Origin of the sequence: Sporosarcina sp. P29 (assembly GCF_002743265.1) — a bacterium.
Lineage (GTDB): Bacteria > Bacillota > Bacilli > Bacillales_A > Planococcaceae > Sporosarcina.
In genome coordinates, this window is sequence record NZ_PDYX01000007.1 from 63,701 (window position 1) to 82,421 (window position 18,721).

General features: G+C 41.4%; 16 protein-coding genes. 9 read left to right on the forward strand and 7 right to left on the reverse strand.

Translation table 11 applies throughout. The features are described from left to right. Positions 1-178 precede the first annotated feature (178 nt). Genes CSV68_RS08110 through CSV68_RS08130 form a run of 5 tightly spaced genes read left to right on the forward strand, consistent with a single transcriptional unit; the run spans position 179 to position 5,770 of the window. Entirely contained in the window at positions 179-1,699 is a 1,521-nt protein-coding gene (locus tag CSV68_RS08110) for a phytoene desaturase family protein (RefSeq protein ID WP_099661874.1), read from the forward strand. 13 nt (positions 1,700-1,712) lie between these two features. Then, positions 1,713-2,576, forward strand: coding sequence for a phytoene/squalene synthase family protein (locus CSV68_RS08115; RefSeq protein WP_099661875.1), 864 nt, complete (start codon positions 1,713-1,715; stop codon positions 2,574-2,576). An 18-nt stretch (positions 2,577-2,594) separates the two neighbouring features. Continuing rightward, positions 2,595-4,103 (forward strand): phytoene desaturase family protein, encoded by a 1,509-nt coding sequence (locus CSV68_RS08120; protein WP_099661876.1) that lies wholly within the window; start codon positions 2,595-2,597, stop codon positions 4,101-4,103. A gap of 27 nt (positions 4,104-4,130) precedes the next feature. Next, positions 4,131-5,249 carry a glycosyltransferase family 2 protein gene (locus CSV68_RS08125; RefSeq protein WP_099661877.1) on the forward strand — a complete coding sequence of 373 codons (1,119 nt, stop codon included), beginning with the start codon at positions 4,131-4,133 and terminating at the stop codon, positions 5,247-5,249. Positions 5,250-5,287: 38 nt separating this feature from the next. Beyond that, on the forward strand, positions 5,288-5,770 hold the full coding sequence (locus CSV68_RS08130) for a glycosyl-4,4'-diaponeurosporenoate acyltransferase CrtO family protein (protein ID WP_099633697.1): 483 nt from the start codon (positions 5,288-5,290) through the stop codon (positions 5,768-5,770). 107 nt (positions 5,771-5,877) lie between these two features. Here CSV68_RS08130 and CSV68_RS08135 read toward each other — a convergent pair whose 3' ends face one another. Next, complete coding sequence (locus tag CSV68_RS08135; protein ID WP_099661878.1) at positions 5,878-6,663, reverse strand: lantibiotic ABC transporter permease; 786 nt, start codon at positions 6,661-6,663, stop codon at positions 5,878-5,880. Positions 6,664-6,818: 155 nt separating this feature from the next. Here CSV68_RS08135 and CSV68_RS08140 point away from each other — a divergent pair, with 155 nt between their 5' ends. Together CSV68_RS08140 and CSV68_RS08145 are read left to right on the forward strand one after the other, a co-directional pair. Then, positions 6,819-7,211 carry a (deoxy)nucleoside triphosphate pyrophosphohydrolase gene (locus CSV68_RS08140; protein WP_099633695.1) on the forward strand — a complete coding sequence of 131 codons (393 nt, stop codon included), beginning with the start codon at positions 6,819-6,821 and terminating at the stop codon, positions 7,209-7,211. A 24-nt stretch (positions 7,212-7,235) separates the two neighbouring features. Continuing rightward, the gene (locus CSV68_RS08145; RefSeq protein ID WP_099661879.1) at positions 7,236-10,139 is read left to right on the forward strand and encodes a DEAD/DEAH box helicase; all 2,904 of its coding nucleotides are present in this window, start codon (positions 7,236-7,238) and stop codon (positions 10,137-10,139) included. 41 nt (positions 10,140-10,180) lie between these two features. Here the strand turns inward: CSV68_RS08145 and CSV68_RS08150 are convergent, their stop codons facing one another. Continuing rightward, the gene (locus tag CSV68_RS08150) at positions 10,181-11,968 is read right to left on the reverse strand and encodes a multicopper oxidase family protein (RefSeq protein WP_099661880.1); all 1,788 of its coding nucleotides are present in this window, start codon (positions 11,966-11,968) and stop codon (positions 10,181-10,183) included. 158 nt (positions 11,969-12,126) lie between these two features. On the opposite strand from CSV68_RS08150, the gene CSV68_RS08155 reads away from it, so the two are divergent. Together CSV68_RS08155 and CSV68_RS08160 are read left to right on the forward strand one after the other, a co-directional pair. Further along, entirely contained in the window at positions 12,127-12,984 is an 858-nt protein-coding gene (locus CSV68_RS08155; RefSeq protein ID WP_099633692.1) for a YitT family protein, read from the forward strand. Positions 12,985-13,235: 251 nt separating this feature from the next. Continuing rightward, entirely contained in the window at positions 13,236-14,690 is a 1,455-nt protein-coding gene (locus CSV68_RS08160; protein ID WP_099633691.1) for a protein adenylyltransferase SelO, read from the forward strand. An 84-nt stretch (positions 14,691-14,774) separates the two neighbouring features. Here the strand turns inward: CSV68_RS08160 and CSV68_RS08165 are convergent, their stop codons facing one another. The 5 genes from CSV68_RS08165 to CSV68_RS08185 all read right to left on the reverse strand — a co-directional run bounded on the left by CSV68_RS08165 (position 14,775) and on the right by CSV68_RS08185 (position 18,605). Continuing rightward, positions 14,775-15,713, reverse strand: a complete 939-nt coding sequence (locus CSV68_RS08165; RefSeq protein WP_099633690.1) for an ABC transporter permease — start codon at positions 15,711-15,713, stop codon at positions 14,775-14,777. Beyond that, positions 15,691-16,614: an ABC transporter ATP-binding protein gene (locus tag CSV68_RS08170; RefSeq protein ID WP_099661881.1), complete on the reverse strand. Its 924-nt coding sequence runs from the start codon at positions 16,612-16,614 to the stop codon at positions 15,691-15,693. Before CSV68_RS08170 ends, CSV68_RS08165 begins: the two co-directional genes overlap by 23 nt. An 84-nt stretch (positions 16,615-16,698) precedes the next feature. After that, positions 16,699-17,370, reverse strand: coding sequence for an ABC-2 transporter permease (locus CSV68_RS08175; protein ID WP_099661882.1), 672 nt, complete (start codon positions 17,368-17,370; stop codon positions 16,699-16,701). Then, a complete protein-coding gene (locus CSV68_RS08180) occupies positions 17,367-18,227 on the reverse strand; it encodes an ABC transporter ATP-binding protein (RefSeq protein WP_099661883.1) in 861 nt (286 codons plus the stop codon). Before CSV68_RS08180 ends, CSV68_RS08175 begins: the two co-directional genes overlap by 4 nt. Positions 18,228-18,233: 6 nt before the next feature. Further along, on the reverse strand, positions 18,234-18,605 hold the full coding sequence (locus CSV68_RS08185; RefSeq protein WP_099633686.1) for a GntR family transcriptional regulator: 372 nt from the start codon (positions 18,603-18,605) through the stop codon (positions 18,234-18,236). Between the last annotated feature and the right edge of the window lie 116 nt (positions 18,606-18,721).

Genomic DNA, 18,721 nt, shown 5'->3' on the forward strand with positions numbered 1-18,721 from the left:
TAAGATTAGAGGCGTTTTTACATAGTTTTTAAAGAACGGTCATTCTATCGCTTGTGTAAGATTCAATAATAGTGTATAACCATTGTATAAGGTTATGCGAAGAAAAATACTATTAATCCATTAAATATACACTTTTGTATAATGTTTGTTTCGAATTTGACTTAAGGAGTTGTGAGGAATGAAGAAAAAAGTACATGTAATTGGGGCAGGCGTAGCAGGATTAGCGAGCGCCATTCGACTTCAACATGCAGGTTATCAAGTAGAGCTGTTTGAAAAAGAGTCCATGGCTGGAGGTAAGATGCATCGTATCGAACAAGACGGCTATCAATTTGATTTGGGGCCTACAATTGTGATGATGCCTGATCTGTATAAAGAAATATTTTATCTATGCGGAAAAGATCCGGACGACTATATTCCAATGGAGCGTTTAGATCCAATGTATAGCGTGTATTTTGGTGATAAACCGCAGGATCACTATGAAATCTCTGCTGAACTGTCAAAACTAATGGAAGTATTCGAAGGAATAAGTGAAGATGATGCAGCTGGATTCCTAGAATACTTGCAAGTGATTTATAAGCGTTTCCTAGTGGCGAAAGAACATTTCTTGCAGAAGCCATTCCGCAAACCATCGGATTTCTATAACTTGTCTGTACTTAAACAAGGTTTGAAACTGAAGACGTTTGACACGGCGGATGCATTTATGAGCAAGTACATTAAAGATGAACGTCTTAAGCAGATGATCAGTTTCCAAACATTATATATCGGAGTTTCACCTTATAGTGGTCCGTCATTATATACGATGATTCCGATGATCGAATTCCTCTACGGCGTCTGGTTTATTAAAGGCGGAATGTACACTATGGCATCATCGCTTGAGCGTTTGTTCCTAGAGCTTGGAGGCAAAGTACATTACAACACACCGGTCGAGGAGATAGTCATTGAAAATAGACAAGCAAAAGGTATACAAGTTGCGGGTGAATTCATCGAATCCGATTATGTAATGTGCAATGCAGACTTCCCATACGCAATGAAAAGACTGGTAAAAGATGTGCCTTCTAAGGGGAAATACACGGATAAGAAAATCGATAATATGAAATACTCTTGTTCATGCTTCCTGATGTATCTTGGAATGGATAAGAAATATGAAGAAGTAAAGACTGCACATAATTTTATCTTCAATGAGAAATTAAGAGAAAACTTGGATGATATTTTTACTGGTAAGAAACTAGAAGAGGCATCTTTCTACGTTTATATTGGCTCCAAGTTAGATCCTTCATTGGCACCTGAAGGTAAAGATGGTTTGTATATTTTAGTACCGGTTTCGGATCGTTCGTGTTCGCAATACGATTGGGATGAAGAAACAATCCAGCATTATCGCCACTACGTTCTGGAAGCATTGAAGAAAGTAAAGGGCTTTGAAAATGTGGAGAATGAAATTGTATCTGAAAGCTTTATGACACCGAAAGACTTTGAAGAGCGTTTCAATGCACAAAATGGCGCAACATTCGGGTTGCAGCCAACACTTAGCCAAAGTAATCATTTACGTCCACAAAGTAAAGCAACACATTGTGAAAATTTATACTTTACAGGTAGTAGTACACATCCAGGTGCGGGGGTGCCGATTGTTCTTCTTTCCGCACGAATTGCGACAGAAGAACTGATGCATGACGATAGAGGTATATTATTCCAAGCAACTTGAGAGGAGAATTCATATGGTAATCGATCGATCATCGACTATAGCTTCTGACTATGCCTATTGTGAAAAAATCATCAAGCGTCATTCAAAGAGCTTTTATTACGCGTTCTCAAACTTACCAAAAGATAAAGCGCGCGCAGTATATGCTATCTATGCCTTTTGCCGAACTGCAGATGATAGTGTAGATGAAAATAATACAAGCGGTTTACAACTTATTGCGTTGGATCGATTGACAGATGAACTCAATCATTTTGCAAAAGGCCAAGAAGTAGATCATCCATTATGGAGAGCTTTACGTGACGTATTCAATCGTTTCGATATGGACATACAACCGTTTTACGAACAACTGACAGGGCAACGTATGGATATTCATTTTATAAGCCCATCGAATCTTAGTTCATTGGAAACGTATAGTAAGTATGTGGCAGGTTCTGTAGGAAAAATGTTGTTACCCATTATTGCCAGTAACGCTAAGATGGACTTGAATCGCGTGGCGGAAGAGCTCGGCATTGCAATGCAACTAACAAATATCCTTCGTGATGTCGGTGAAGATTACCGAGACAAAGGTCGTATTTACTTGCCACAAGAGGAAATGGAACGCTATAAGTATAGTGAAGTTTTTTTGTCAGAAGGGCAAATCACAAAGAACTTTGTGGCTATGTGGGAATATCTTGCGAAACGTGCGGAGAACTTATATGACAATTTCACGCAACATATTGGAGAATTCGATGAGGATAGCCGTTTTCCCGTATTATCGTCAGCACATGTTTATCAAGGAATATTAAATAGTGTACGAAAAAGTGGATACGATTGTTTTAATCAGAAAAATTATGTGTCAGCGGTGGAAATGGCAAAGTTAGTTGCCCGTGCGAGCATGTAAGAAGGAGAGTGGCCCTATATGTTGGAAAACCAAAAACGCGTAGTGGTGATTGGCGGTGGCCTAGGTGGGCTGTCAGCTGCTATTTCATTAGCGCAACGTGATTATTCTGTAACCTTGTATGAACAAAACAATCATCTAGGTGGAAAATTAAATCGCTTGGAGCAAGACGGTTTCGGTTTCGATTTGGGCCCTTCCATTTTGACGATGCCGCATATTTTCGAAAAGCTGTTTGAGGATAGTGGGAAGTGTATGTCAGATTACGTAAAAATACTTAGATTAGAGCGTGAATGGCGTTCTTTCTTCCCCGACGGAACAGTGCTCGATTTATATGGTGATTTACAAAAGATGGAGCAGATGAACCCACAGTTATCACATAAGGATATGAAAGATTATCAGAAGTTCCTGAACTATTCTAAAGGTCTGTATGACATGACGGAAGCGGGCTACTTCAAAGAAGGACTGGACTCCACGAGTGAAGTGATTAAACATCACGGCGCACTCAAGTCGATTAAAGGCTTTGATCTGTTTTCTACTGTACACGGTGCAATTGACAAGCGTGTACGTAATCCGCATCTGCGCGATATGCTGTCGTACTTTATTAAATACGTTGGTTCTTCTCCTTATGACGCGCCAGCTATACTAAATATGATGGTCTATATGCAGCATGCGCAAGGTTGTTGGTATGTACCGGGCGGAATGCATCATTTAGCTAATGCACTTGTTCAATTGGCAGAAGAAGTCGGTGTCAAGCTACATACAGGGATCGGTGTTCGGAAAATGAAGACAATTGGAGACCAAATTATTGGCGCTGAACTGGCTAACGGTGAAATAGTAGAGGCAGACTATTTCGTTTCCAATATGGAAGTCATTCCGTTCTATCAGAAGATGGTTGATAGTGACCCTAAGTTCACGAAAAAACTCGAGAAGAAGTTCGAACCATCCAGTTCAGGCTTGGTGCTTCATTTAGGCGTAAAGAAGAGCTATCCGCAACTTAATCATCACAACTTCTTCTTCTCCAAGAATCTTGAAAAGCAAATGGATAAAGTATTTGTGAAGAAGCAATTACCTGATGATCCTACGATTTATCTTGTCAATACAAATAAAACGGATCCATCGCAAACGGTACCAGGGCATGAAAACTTGAAAATCCTCCCACATATTCCGTACATTCAAAATAACCCGTTTACGCCAGCGGATTATTTGAAGTTAGAAAATAATGTGCTGAAAAAGCTAGAGCGTATGGGGCTCGAAGGCTTGCGCGAGAATATTGTGACGCGGGATGTCTGGACACCTCACGATATTGAACGCACGTATGGTTCCCACCGTGGCTCGATCTATGGAACGGTGTCGGATAAAAAGAAAAATAAAGGATTTAAACATCCGAAGCAAAGTGAGCGCTTTGACAATCTGTACTTTGTCGGTGGTACAGTCAATCCCGGTGGTGGTATGCCCATGGTGACGCTAAGTGGTCAACAAGTATGCGATAAAATCATCGCGCGTGATCTGGCGAAACGTTCACAATCATAAATACACGATGCGGGAGAGGGGTTTGCGATGGACGTCTTAGTAATACTGTTGATGATAGCATTTGTCATAGCACTCCTTGGTCTATTGTCAGGCGTACTAGTCTTTTGGCGAGTACCGATTATACAACCTACAGGCACTCCCAAGTCTTCCGCTTCTATTATTATTCCAGCGAGGAATGAAGAGTTGCGACTACAACCGCTACTCGAATCAATTGTTCATCAGCGACATGTATCGTATGAAGTGATCGTGGTAGATGACGGTTCTACTGACGGTACAAGAGAGCTGGCACGATCTTACGGGGCAGTCGTGATTTCAAACGAGCTACTAGAAGACGGTTGGATTGGAAAATCTGCGGCTTGTTGGGCAGGTGCGTTGACGGCAGAAAATAAACTATTGTTATTTATGGATGCAGATACGGTTTTTACGCATCCAGACAGTTTGTCGATTTACGTGGCATCATTCGAGTCCATGGGGAGCCGTGGCATTTTGTCGTTACAGCCAGATCATTATGCAGAGAGATGGTATGAACAACTGGCATTTCTCTTTCCTCTCATAGTGATGGCAGGGATGAACGTATTTACTATAGTGGGAGACCGTTTGAAAGCTGGGGGTTCATTTGGGCCGTGCTTGTTATGTGATAGGGAGCAGTATGGACAGGTGGGCGGACACGCGGTTGTTCGCGGCGCTATAATGGATGACTTAGCACTTGGGCAGGCGTTTCAAGAACATGGTCTGCCTGTCCACTGTTTTGGTGGTAAGGGAATTGCGTGGTTACGTATGTATCCTGGCGGCTTGTCTGATATGGTGCAAGGCTATTCTAAAAGCATGGCAAGTGGTTCTACGGCGACGCATCCACTCGTTATGGGGATGATCTATGTCTGGATGGCGGGTGCGTCGATTGCTCCAGTTATGCTGATTGTTTCAAGTTTTAGTTCGACAGGTTGGCTAGGGGTATCTATTGGTTTATATACGTTGTACGTAATTGAATTAGTGATCGCTTCAAGACGTGTCGGTCGTTTTGTTTGGTGGATATTTCCGCTGTATCCGTTATTATTGGTCGTCTTTATTTCGATATTCATGTACTCTCTGTATCTATCTAAACGAAAAGGCAGTGTGGAATGGAAAGGGCGCAATATTAACGTATAAGGATAAAAGTTGCAGGAGCCAATGAAGGGGATGATAGGATGCCACTTATTGAATTACCGTTACTGTGGGTCATCGTGGTGGACGCAGTAGCATGGGTGATATTTCATCTTTCTATATCGATGGCGGCGCAGCGAATTCCTATCGATTCGTTTGTGCGGCATAAATGCTTGTACAAAGCTTTTCGTTGGGAGCAAGAAGGTCAAATTTGGCAACGGTTATTCCGCGTGAAGAAGTGGAAGGGCTATATCCCTGATGGTACGTTGTTCATCTCTAACGGTTATAATAAGAGTCAGCTGCACGGGGCTGATGTTTCATCGCTTTATGACTTTCTGTTAGAGTCCAGACGTGCAGAATGTGTGCATTGGCTGACCATCTTACCTGGCTTTTTCTTCTTTTTGTGGAATCCTGTTTGGGCCGCTTGGTTAAACATTGCCTATGCCGTGCTGTTTAACGTGCCATTGATCATCGTGCAACGGTTTAATCGTCCGCGCTTGGAAAGGCTGATAAATTCATCAAGATAAGTTTTTGTAGTAGTATGTAAGTATTGGGTATTGTATGATAACACAACCTGATGGCAGGAATATTTGACGCAAAGGAAGAGGTGATTGCCTACTCCTTTGCGCTTTTTTTAGTTGCGTAGTTTTTTTACTGCTACGAATACAATGGTCAAAGTTATGAGAGCCAAACAGATTAATATAGAGAAGATAACAGAAGGGTACTCCCCATTAAAGCCACTTTCTGAAGTGTGCTTGGAATATATTCCGTAATAAGCCCAAATCAATACAAGTGCGTAGGCTATATCCTGACGTCGAATCGTAGTTGAAATCCCGATAACAGCACCTACGAATAAAATGACTATCGTCCATGTCGCGTCAGATAAACCAAATCCATCCCACTCAATTGAAACGAGATAAGCGGTAATGTTTGCGATGGTAGCGATTGTAATCCATCCAAAATAGACGCTGAACGGAAGCTTTATGAAGAAGGATTCTCTACGAGTCAACGAAGCATGAAATGTCAGGGTATTGATTTTTATTAATGTCAGCAACATGAATAGCATGACGATAACGGAAAGTAGTAGATATTCGTAATGCCACAAGAAAATCCACGTTGCGTTCAGTAGGGAAGAGATACAGAACCATATGCCCACTGGACTGAGAAGTTGTGGATTTTTCTTCTTTTGGAAAAGATCCAATTGATAGATGACATGAAGTAGTAAGAGTAAGTAGATCAGACTCCAAATAGAAAACGTAAATCCTGCCGGTGCAAATAAATTTCCGTATTTGTCTGATAGCTCGCCAGTCGTTTGTCCATTTAACGGAATGATATTGGCCAATGCGTTAGCTGTGATCATGATGGCGTAGGTGATAACAATAGCTATGCGTAACAGTATAGAAGTCTTTCCTTGTTTCATTTCCCCACCTCCACTTTCTATTAGTATAGTGTAGTTTATAGTTAAGTATTCCTGGTTTTATGCAGAGTGAAACATGGGAGGTTTTCTTCACTTCATTTCGGTTGATGGTATAATGGATCCAAAATAGGTTGGTAATAAAATGGAGGTCATACTATATGAAGAAAAATGTCCATGTTGTGGGGGCAGTGATTGAAAATGAGCAAGGTCAAGTGTTAGCTGCACTTCGAAGTCCAGTGATGACACTACCGAATTTTTGGGAGTTCCCAGGAGGCAAAATAGAAGAGGGAGAAACACATCAACAAGCACTGCGACGTGAGATTCAAGAAGAGTTGGGTTGCACTATAACTGTAGGGGAAGCAGTAGAAGATACTACATATGAGTACGAAAAAGTAATTGTCCGATTGGAAACGTTCATGGCGAACATTGTAGAAGGAAAGCCTGTGGCGGCAGAGCACGCGGAATTACGTTGGATTGCAAAAGATCAGTTACATACGCTGGAATGGGCACCTGCGGATATACCGGCAATAAAAAAGTTGGGAAATCAATAGCGTCAAGAGAGAGGTGTCAGTGGGATGGGAGATTTTATTCGGCAACTTGAAGCGTCTTTACACAAGGGGTTTGTGAATAAAGAACATAATCAGAGTGGTAGTTATAAACCGGAGCTATTGGTGAATAGTTCAACAAAGAATACGACGGTGCTATCCTCGATTCAGAATGAACTTCGACACTGTGAACAATTTTTATTCTCCGTGGCATTTATTACGGAAAGCGGCCTGGCTACACTAAAATCCTTATTTTATGATTTGCATAAACGAGGTGTAAACGGCCGAATTATTACGTCTACGTACTTATATTTCAATCAGCCAAAAGTATTTCGTGAGCTACTGAACATTCCGAACGTAGAAGTACGTCTTACTGAAAAGGAAGGCTTTCATTCAAAGGGCTATATTTTTCAGCAAGGTGATCAATATTCGTTAATCGTAGGTAGTTCAAACTTAACGGCACATGCGCTTCAAGTGAATTACGAGTGGAATGTGAAGTTAACATCTCATCGTGATGGGGAAATTGTTTATCATTTTAAAGATCAGTTTGAAGATGTATGGTCAGATGCCAATGTATTAACTGAAGAGTGGATTGAACACTACGAAACGGTTTATCAGGAACATGCAGATCGGGCAAGTGCCGCTCAAGTATTTGAGCATCCATCCGCCTATCAAACGAATGCAATTGAGCAAGCGCTAGTGATTAAGCCGAATAAAATGCAACAGGCGGCTCTTGCAAGTATTGAGGCAGTGCGTGCGAACGGTCAGGACAAAGGGTTGGTCATTTCAGCAACAGGTACAGGCAAGACGTATCTATCCGCGTTTGATGTACGTAAATTTGCACCGAAACGTATGCTATTCATTGTGCATAGGGAGCAAATCTTGAAGAAAGCTATGCAAGACTTCAAGCAGGTGCTCGGGGGAATCGACGAGGACTTTGGGGTGTATATAGGTGCCAACCGGCAGTCGGATAAGAAGTATGTGTTTGCAAGTATCCAGACATTGTCAAAGCCTGAAAACCTTCGGGACTTTGATCCGCAAGACTTTGATTATATTTTAATTGATGAAGTACATAAAGCGGGCGCGGCGAGCTATTTGCGTGTGATCGACTATTTCTCACCGAAGTTTCTGATGGGGATGACCGCGACACCTGAACGAACGGACGACTTCAACATATACAAGCTCTTCGATTATAATATTGCGTATGAAATCCGTCTTCAAGAAGCCCTAGAAGAAGATATGCTGTGTCCGTTCCATTATTTTGGCGTGACGGATTTTGAAATAGATGGCGAGCTTATTGGTGACCACACCGTTCTTTCTAAATTGGTTACGGATGAACGTGTTGAGCATGTCATTGAAAAAATTTCCTATTACAGTCACGCCGGTAATCAAGTGAAAGGCTTGATGTTTTGCAGTCGAAAAGAAGAGGCGCGTGAATTATCAAAAGAACTCAATTTGCGTGGCTACAGAACCGTAGCATTAACGGGCGATGATTCGTATGAGGAGCGCATGCGCAGAGTGGATCAGCTAGAAAAAGGAGAACTCGATTATATACTGACCGTGGATATTTTCAATGAAGGTATCGATATTCCAAGTATTAACCAAGTGGTCATGCTTAGACAAACACAGTCCAGTATCATTTTCATTCAACAACTAGGACGTGGACTGCGCAAGGATCGCAACAAGCCATTCGTTACGGTCATTGATTTTATCGGAAACTATGCGAATAACTATTTGATTCCCATTGCATTGTCTGGGGATCGCTCGATGAATAAAGACACTGTTCGACGGAATATGAAAGATACTAGTTATATTAAAGGTGTCTCGACAATTAATTTTGAAGAAGTTGCACAGAAACGTATTTTCAACGCAATCAACAGCAGTAATTTAACGTCTTTGAAAATCTTGAAAGAAGCGTATCAAGATTTGAGGAATAAAATTGGCAGAGTGCCTTATCTATACGATTTTATCGAGCAGCATTCTATTGATCCAGTCGTTATCATTAATAAACACACTAGTTACTTTGATTTTCTACTGAAGGTTGCATCTAAAGAAGATCCTATTCAAACGATTACTCCATATGAGAATCAAGTATTAACGATGTTCTCTATAGAATTGATCAATGGCAAACGGATGCATGAAGTAGTGCTGGCGGAGATGTTACTTTCTAAAGGAAGTGTCCATGTAGATGAATTCATCTACGAGCTAGAAACTACAGGCTGTCAAGTGGATGAGGATACGATTGAATCCGTCACGCGAATTTTTAATTTATCATTTTTCACACAAAATGCCCAAACGAAATATGGCAATCAAGCGATTATTACGATGGATCATAACCAAGTTTTCACGTTCAACGAAAAGATTCAGCAGAGTATTGAAGATGATTCGTATGCAGTGTTTCTAATTGCGGATGTGTTGCGTAGTGCGAAAGAGAAATCTAAAGTATACGATTGTGCAAATAAATTAACGCTGCATGCCAAATATTCACGTAAAGATGTATGTAAATTATTGAATTGGCAGGCGGACGAGAGCTCGACAATGTATGGTTATAAAACAAAGCACGGTACTTGTCCTATATTCGTCACGTATCATAAGCATGGGGAAGTGGAAGCGAGCGTGGATTACGGTGATGAATTCATCAATCCTGAGTTATTCAAATGGTATACACGCAGTAATCGAACACTCCGATCGAATGAAGTGCAAACGATTATTCAGGCGAAAGAAAAAGAGATCGACATTCATTTATTCGTAAAGAAAGATGACGATGAGGGAACAGACTTCTATTACTTGGGGAAAGGCCTACCTGATCAGCAAAGTGTTGTGGAAGACCATATGATAGATGGTAAAGGAAAGTGTTTGCCAGTAGTCCATATGAACATGGTAATGGAGTACCCAGTAGAAAATACACTCTATGATTATTTGATAGAAGCCTAAAAAACCCCGTGAGATCACATCTCTCACGGGGTTCTTTTTCATCATTCACATTCGCATCGATATGTCTCGGAACAAGGAGGGCATGTTGGACATTTTTTATGATGGTGTTCTTTTTTCGATGGGTGATTCGATTTCTTTTTCTTACAAGTACAAGTTTTTTTACATGTACACTTACCTTGACATGTACACTTCTTCTTGCACTCACATTTACGTTTTGTTTTATGTTCTTTGCATGTGCAGTTGGTTTTGCAGTCACATTTGCGCTCCACTACTTCGAATTGTCGCATCATATCATGATCTTCGTGCTCTAAAATATGACAATGAAGCATGTAGCGACCGGTGAATGGAGCAAAGCGCATAATGACCCGTGTCACAAACCCAGGTGGAGACTGCACGACGTCTTTCCAACCACGTTCATTTATGTCAGGTTGTTCTGGAGGTCCAGTGAAGTTGAGTAAACCATTCGCTGTGAAACCTTGGGCGTCAAATGGGATGCGGTCGAGGATCTGGAATTGGATCAAATGGATGTGTATAGGATGCGTTGCGCCGGCCGTGTTAATGATGCGCCAGATCTCTGTATCATTCAGTTTAGGCTTGAAATCGATTCGTTCCATGAAACCTTTATTATTAAACAGGAACTTTAAACGACCATATTCATCGATGTCTGCATCCAGTGTAATATCACGTGTTCGAGCAGCGTCGCATTCGCGAAGTTTGGGTATGTGGCTGAGTATAGCCGGGAGATTGCTCGTATCTGGCGCCGCTAATTCAACCACTCTGAACTGCATAATTTGTCCATCGGTTTCTGGGTCAGGCAGAGCACCTACTGGCGGTGCGAAATCAAACGGTGTCGCTGCAGTATTTTCTAAGACGATCGTATCACCGGGTGCCTGTTTGGAGAAATCGATAATTACGTCCATACGTTCAGCGGGTGCAATCGTTAACTCATCCATATAGGCAGGTGTTTCCAATAGTCCGCCATCTGAACCGATTTGTATGATCTTCTGTCCGTTAGATAAATTCATTTTGTAAAAGCGTTCATTGGATGCGTTCAATATGCGGAATCGGTATTTTCTTGGCTCTACTTCTAAATATGGCCAGACCTTACCGTTGACTGTGATGTTTTCAAACGCTTCGCCAGGTGTGACGGAAGGATGAGGGAATGTTAATCCCGGTTGTAGTGGTCCCGGTATGAAAGCCGGTGTATCTGAATAAAATAGGGAGCCATCTTCGTTAAAGCCGCGATCAGCGATAATTAATGGCATTTCATACGCTCCGGAAGGAAGATTCAGTTTGCGTTCTTCTTCATCGCGAATAATATACATGCCAACGAGACCCGCATAGACATTTAAACGGGTAATGCCTACCGCGTGATCGTGGTACCAAAGTGTAGCTGCACGTTGATTATTATTATATTTATAAACAGGCGAGTCAAATACCGCGCCGACGGTACGATAGTTATTTGTAAACCAAGCTTCAGGATGACCATCGCTTTCAGGCTCAACTTCCGCTCCGTGTAAATGCACAACTGTACGAACATCTGGCATATGTTCGCTTGAACCGTGCAGTGTTCTATCGATTGGTAGGAAATGTTGCTCGGGGAGTTCATTCTTCCACTTGATATGTGCGCACTCACCACTGTTGACATTCACTAGTGGACCAGGGAATTGCCCCTCATATCCCCAAATCTTTGTAGGCGCCAACTCTGAATGAAACTCGTGAAAGAACTCTTTCATGCCAATTTCATAGTACGAGAAGCACTTATGCTTCTCGAGTGGAGTAAGATATTGAGGAATAGGTAGTGGATCAATAAACGGTGTTAATTTCAATACATCGCTTCCTTCCAAGTGAATTTACTATCAAAACTAGTAGATGCAAGAGGAAGACCACTTATGCCTATAAACTAATGATAGGCTATTCATAGCTCAACATATGATGTAAAATAGCAAAAGTGCTTTTAGCGCATCAAGATAGGGAGGTTTTATGAATGAAGACCCGTTCACCAAGGAAAAAGCTGCTGATAGAATACGTGTGGATTGTGATTGGATCCATCTTAGTCGGTTTAGCTTTTAATATATTTTTCTTACCGGCAAGACTCGCAGCTGGAGGCGTATCTGGCGTGAGTACTATTTTATACGAGATGTATGGATTTGAACCTGCCTTTGTGCAGTGGCTTATTAATATCCCGATATTTTTTATAGGCTTATTTCTTCTTGGCAAGGATTTTAGTCTGAAAACATTAGTTGGAACATTTTTTGTGCCGCTAACCATTTGGGTGACTGCTGATATCCCATCCACAATTGATAATCCTTTATTGTCTGCCATATATGGGGGGATTATGTTAGGTGTAGGGCTCGGGATAGTCTATCGAGGAAATGGATCGACTGGGGGACTTGCGACGGTAGCGCAAATCGTTAAGAAATATACAGGTTTGTCTAGTGGTTATGCGCAATTACTCGTAGATGGACTAGTTGTGATTGCTTCTGCTATCGTATTTAATTTGGAATTGGCATTATTTGCGATGATGGCAATATTTGTGACGAGTAAAGTCATTGACTTTGTGCAATTACAAACATCACAATCTAAATTAGTATTGATCATTACGGATAATGAAGAGCGTATACAGACGATTATTAAAGAAGAAATCGACCGTGGATTGACTAAAGTACGTTCGGTAGGTGGCTTTTCCAATCAAGAGAAGACGATGATCTTATGTGTAGTAGAGCAAGCGGAAGCAATTTATTTGAAGAAGATCCTGAGAGAGGAAGAACCTCAGGCATTTGTCGTCTTCCTAAATGCTTCGGAAATTCTTGGTAGAGGATTTTCACTCGCAAAAGTATATTGAAAAAAGCTATCCTGGACATCAAATGATGTCTCGGATAGCTTTTTTATGCTAATACTGGTGTTGGTTCATGAGCCCAATATAGGTGTGCTGATCGATGCTTGAAGAGACTTCAGTAATTCGAATGCTTTGGCTGGCCGCTAACCGAAATGATACAATACATGCATCTGGAGATAGAATAGTGAGTTAAGGAAACAAGGATCGATATATAAGTAATTTTTACTAGGGCATCATATGGAAAGGAAGAAAAACATATGAAACATAATCAAAACATTGGTTGGAAAGTTGAATGCAGTTACCGTGAACTACCCGAAACATTTTACACCGTAGTGGAACCAAACACCGTCAGCTCACCCCAACTGGTTGTGACTAATGATGAACTAGCAGTATCGCTCGGTCTTGATAAAAAACAATTACATTCTGAAGAAGCAATTGCAGTTTTTGCCGGAAACGAAAAACTTGAAGGAATTGACCCTATTGCTCAAGCCTATGCGGGCCATCAATTCGGTAATTTCACCATGCTAGGTGATGGACGTGCCATGCTGTTGGGAGAGCATCTAACACCAGAAGGGCAAAGAGTGGATATTCAATTGAAGGGATCAGGAAGGACACCCTATTCGCGCGGTGGAGACGGACGTGCGGCTCTTGGGCCCATGTTACGTGAGTATTTGATTAGCGAAGCGATGCATGGACTGAATATCCCGACAACACGTAGTTTAGCCGTTACGGTAACAGGAGAGCCTGTTTTACGTGAAACAGCTTTGACAGGAGCCGTGTTGACAAGGATTGCTTCGAGTCATTTACGTGTCGGAACATTCCAATATGCGGCGGCTAGACAAGTTGTCGAAGATTTACGTGCGCTTGCAGATTACACAATTAAACGTCATTTCCCTGAGGCGAAATCGGAGTCTCATCCTTATGTAGCGTTACTTGAACAAGTCATACAGCGTCAGGCATCTTTGATCGCAAACTGGCAGCTTACCGGATTCATTCATGGGGTGATGAATACGGACAATATGACAATTAGCGGCGAGACCATTGACTATGGACCGTGTGCATTTATGGACAGCTATGACCCGCAAACCGTCTTTAGCTCAATTGACGTGCAAGGACGCTATTCTTACCGCAATCAACCAGGTATAGCGGAATGGAATCTGACACGTTTTGCCGAGACACTTTTGCCGTTGCTTCACGAAGAACAAGCGGAAGCCGTGAAACTGGCGGAGAACAAGCTTTCCAACTTTGCCAGGATTTACGGTGCGGAATGGATGGCAGGTATGAGATCCAAATTAGGTTTGTTCAATGAAGAAGCGGCCGATGAAACACTGGTAAATGACTTGCTGACTGTCATGAAAGGTCATCAGGCTGACTATACAAATACTTTCCGTTCATTGACACTTGGACAGCAAGAAGAGTGGTTCGATGAGCCCGACTTTATTGAGTGGAAAGAGCGTTGGTTTGATAGACTACAACGTCAATCGGAAGATACGCAAACAGTAAAATCGTTGATGAAGCGGAATAATCCATCGGTCATTCCGAGAAACCACCGGGTGGAAGAGGCGTTACAGGCAGCTGAAGCTGGAGATATGCAGCCGTTTATGAAGTTACTTACAGTTCTAGAAAACCCTTATGCATATACGACTGAACAACAAGAATACGTGAATCCGCCTGAAGACGGAACTACTTTTCAAACATATTGTGGAACATAAAAAGAGACGTCCCATTGAAAGTGAATACACTTCAATGGGACGTCTTTTTTGTATGGAGTAAGTTCAAAATCCAAAACGAAAATATTATGCAGTAATATCCCGTTTCGTAAACACAGTGTAACTAATTACTAAGAAAAAGACTAAATATGCCGCCAATATTACAAGCGAGAATGGCATAGTGATACCATCCACGAATACGGAATTTGTTTCATACATTGTCAGATTCATATGTGTGAATACAAGATACTTTACAATTTCATACTGTGAAAGCAATAGAACAATGGTGTTACCTGTAAAGAATATGAACAATGAAAGGCCGATCGCCATGCCGTTTGAGCGGAAGACGCTACCAATCATGAATGCAAATGTAGCGGTGATGATAACGTTAGCGAAAGATAGAACAAGCATATACAAACCGTGTCCCCATACGGAGACGGGCACAATCGCATTGCCGTCCCATTTCAGTTCCTGACCTACTCCTGAAGGGAACAGGATGTACGCACTCAAAATAGTTACCGCAAATCCAATAAACATTAGGAAGACGCCAAACAAAAGAACTGTGATGTATTTTGACGTCATGATCTTCCAACGACTTACTGGTCGTGTTAACAACATTTTAATTGTGCCCTGAGAGAATTCGGAAGCTACGATACCCGCTGCAACAATAACTGTAAGAAGTACGACAAGACTACCAACCCCTACAGGATTAATAATTAAGGATTCTCTACCGTCTACGGCAAGGGGCGGGATATCATTTGCTAAACGGTATTCCAAAATCTTAAGTGTTTCTTCGTTTTGCTTGCGTTCCATCTCTGGTAAATCCGACTGAGTAGTTTCATTTATATAGTTCATTTGTTCTTGTGCATTAGACTTCCAATCGCTCGGCAGTGTAGTGTTCTGGTTGTTTACCCATTTGGTTATTCCCATAACACCAATGACGGCTGCGATTAGCAAAATCGTCATAATCCACGTACCTTTTTTAGACCATAGTTTCATCCATTCATTTTGTATAAGATTCAGCAATCTGTCCGCCTCCCGTCATTTCTAGGAACTGATCCTCTAATGTTTTACGGTGCGGTTGCACAGCGAACACTTCGATTTCATTGGCTGTCAGTAGCTTTATAATGGATGGAATCTGAACTTTTTCGACCTGCAGTACCAATCCAACCGGTAATAATTCTGGTGCGAAACCTCCGGACAACAACAGGTCGTGTGCTTTTTCAGCAGGTGACAGTTCGAAATAGTAATGAGGTTGCGCCGTTTCTGACATATCCCGTATATCAACGAGCCGACCATTTTGAATGACAGCAATTCGGTCGCACATTAATTCGATTTCCGAGAGCATATGGCTCGAAACGAAGACAGAAACACCTTCCGTTTCAGCTATAGCCCGTAAATGCTGCCGAAACTCTCGAATACCTGCAGGATCCAGTCCGTTTGTCGGTTCATCTAAGATGAGGAATTTTGGACGATGCAATAAAGCTTGGGCCAAGCCAAGACGTTGTCGCATACCTAGCGAGTAAGTGGAGACCTTTTCATGGATACGCTGTTCTAATCCTACTTGTCTAACGACTTCATTGATTCGTTCTTTACTAATATTTTTCTGCATACGTGCGAAATGCAACAGATTTTTATAGCCTGACAAGAACTTATACATTTCAGGATTTTCAACAATGACACCGACTTTTGAAAGACCCTCTTCAAAGTTTTCCGAAAGTGGTCTCCCATCAATTAGAATCTCACCGCTTGTTCGCTTCATCAAGCCGACCATCATACGAATGGTCGTAGTTTTACCCGCCCCGTTAGGTCCGAGGAATCCAGTAATTTGCCCGGGGTATAATGATAAACTTAGATCATCAATAATTTTCTTGTTACCGATGACTTTCGTCAGATTTTGTAACTCGACTATAGGTTTAATATTCATACATCCTCTCTTTTCATTATTTACTAACATTCTTTCTATAATAAGTAACGAATTTTATTTGAAAAAGTTAGTTCGTGTAAAAAATTATGCATGATCAAAATCTGTTTTATGCACAATTCGTATCGATAACAGAATGGATAACCATGTCAGTAAGGCGCTGATTAGTAGAACGGAGAGTGCAATTGTCCATTGATTCGTGGTAATAAGATCCGCAGTTTGCAGAAAGAATGTTTGTTCTGCCACCATTCTCGGGTTTTCCATAATATTTAATATAATTCTAAACGCCATCAAGCTTAGAAATGGCAAGGCAATGGTTAAAGAAGTCGCCAGTATATAGCCCGCCTTGAATTGCAGCGGATAAAAGAGGGAAATGATGAGGTAAAAGCATCCAAGCGCGATGAGTAATTCTGGGATGGTCATCATCCTAGTTGGAAATGGAGCAAATGTATCGAACAAGAAGATATAAACTAAGATAGCAGCCGCTGACAGACAGAACCAGATGAAACCAGACGTGTATTTTGCCAGTACAAATTGTTTTCTTGTAACCGGTAGGCTGTTTATTAAGACCGACTCTTTCTCAAATGCCTTGTTACTCGTTGAAATGGCCATGTAATAAGCGGCGAAGATTAGAAGTAAAACATGACGTACAGGTTGACCTTCTGTGAAAAAGTTTGTAAAGATGATGAACCACAGTGCTGTAATGAGGTAAGTACTCATCTTTTGCGTGTATACATCTTTTCGAATTAAAGCATTCATTCGAACCCTCTCCTTCCGGTGTAATACATAATGTCTTCGAGTGTCGGCTTTTCAATAAACAATTTTGACAGGTGGTCTAAAGGAGTCTCGGTAGTATCTACCAAACATTCAAAGCCGACATCTGTAGTACGTAGACCAATCACAGTGAGTCCATCAAGCAGAGTACGCTGATCCGTTGTACCTTTGACTAATACATAACGTTCGGTGAATACGTCCTTCTCACCTTGAAAGATTATCTCTCCCTGATGAATAAAGACAATGAAATCTGCTATTTTCTCCAAATCAGTCGTGATGTGCGTCGAAAAGAAAACCGCCTTTTCTTCATCTTGTATGAGGTCTTGCATCATTTCGAGCAATTCTCGTCGAACAACTGGATCCAGACCAGCTGTTGGCTCATCCATAACGATAAAATCCGGGTGGTGGGAAAGAGCCATTGCAAGTGAAAATTTCATGCGCATACCTTTCGATAAATGCTTTATGCGTTGTGCTGTATTCAACTGAAACTTTCTTAGATAGTAATGGAATAATTCATCGTCCCATTTAGAATAGAAGGGGGCAAGAATCCGTTTGTTTTTCTCGATAGTCAGGTCTTCATAATAGAAATCTGCATCATACACGAAACCGATGCGCTCCTTAATTTCTACCGTGTGGTTTTTATGCGCCTCGCCAAACAGACGTATTTCTCCTTGGTCAGCCCGAATTAAATCCATCAAACAGCGAATCGTTGTTGTTTTCCCAGCACCATTAGCTCCGATGAATCCAGTGATGAACCCTTTTTTAATATCGAAGTTGAGATTTTTCAGTGCAAAGCCATCAAACTGTTTCGATAGATCTCGTACTTCCACTATATTCTCCATTACTCTTCACTCCTCATATAGTAATGTCAGCATATGAATGATCTCTTCTAGCTTTACGTCAAAAGCTCGCCCGTCCTCAATAACATTCATCAGCTGTTCTTCAATTTTCTTTAACTGTTCTTCTTTCAATAGCTCGTGATTCTGCGCAGCAACAAATGATCCTTTGCCTGGAAAAGTCTCAATAAGTCCATCCCGTTCTAGTTCTTCATAAGCTTTTTTCGTTGTGATGACACTGATCTGTAGATCCTTCGCTAATTTGCGTATGGAAGGGAGTGCTTCTTTCTCTTGCAGTGTCCCTAATAAAATCTGCTCTTTCAACTGATTCTTGATTTGCAGATAGATCGGTTGATTCACCGAATTGGAAATGACAATATTCAATACATCACCCCTTTTCATTTATACTGTATATGCACAGTATATACAGATATGACAATTGCGTCAACAATAAAAAAACTCCAGAGTCAATCTCTGGAGTTTTTTAAATAGCAGCAGTA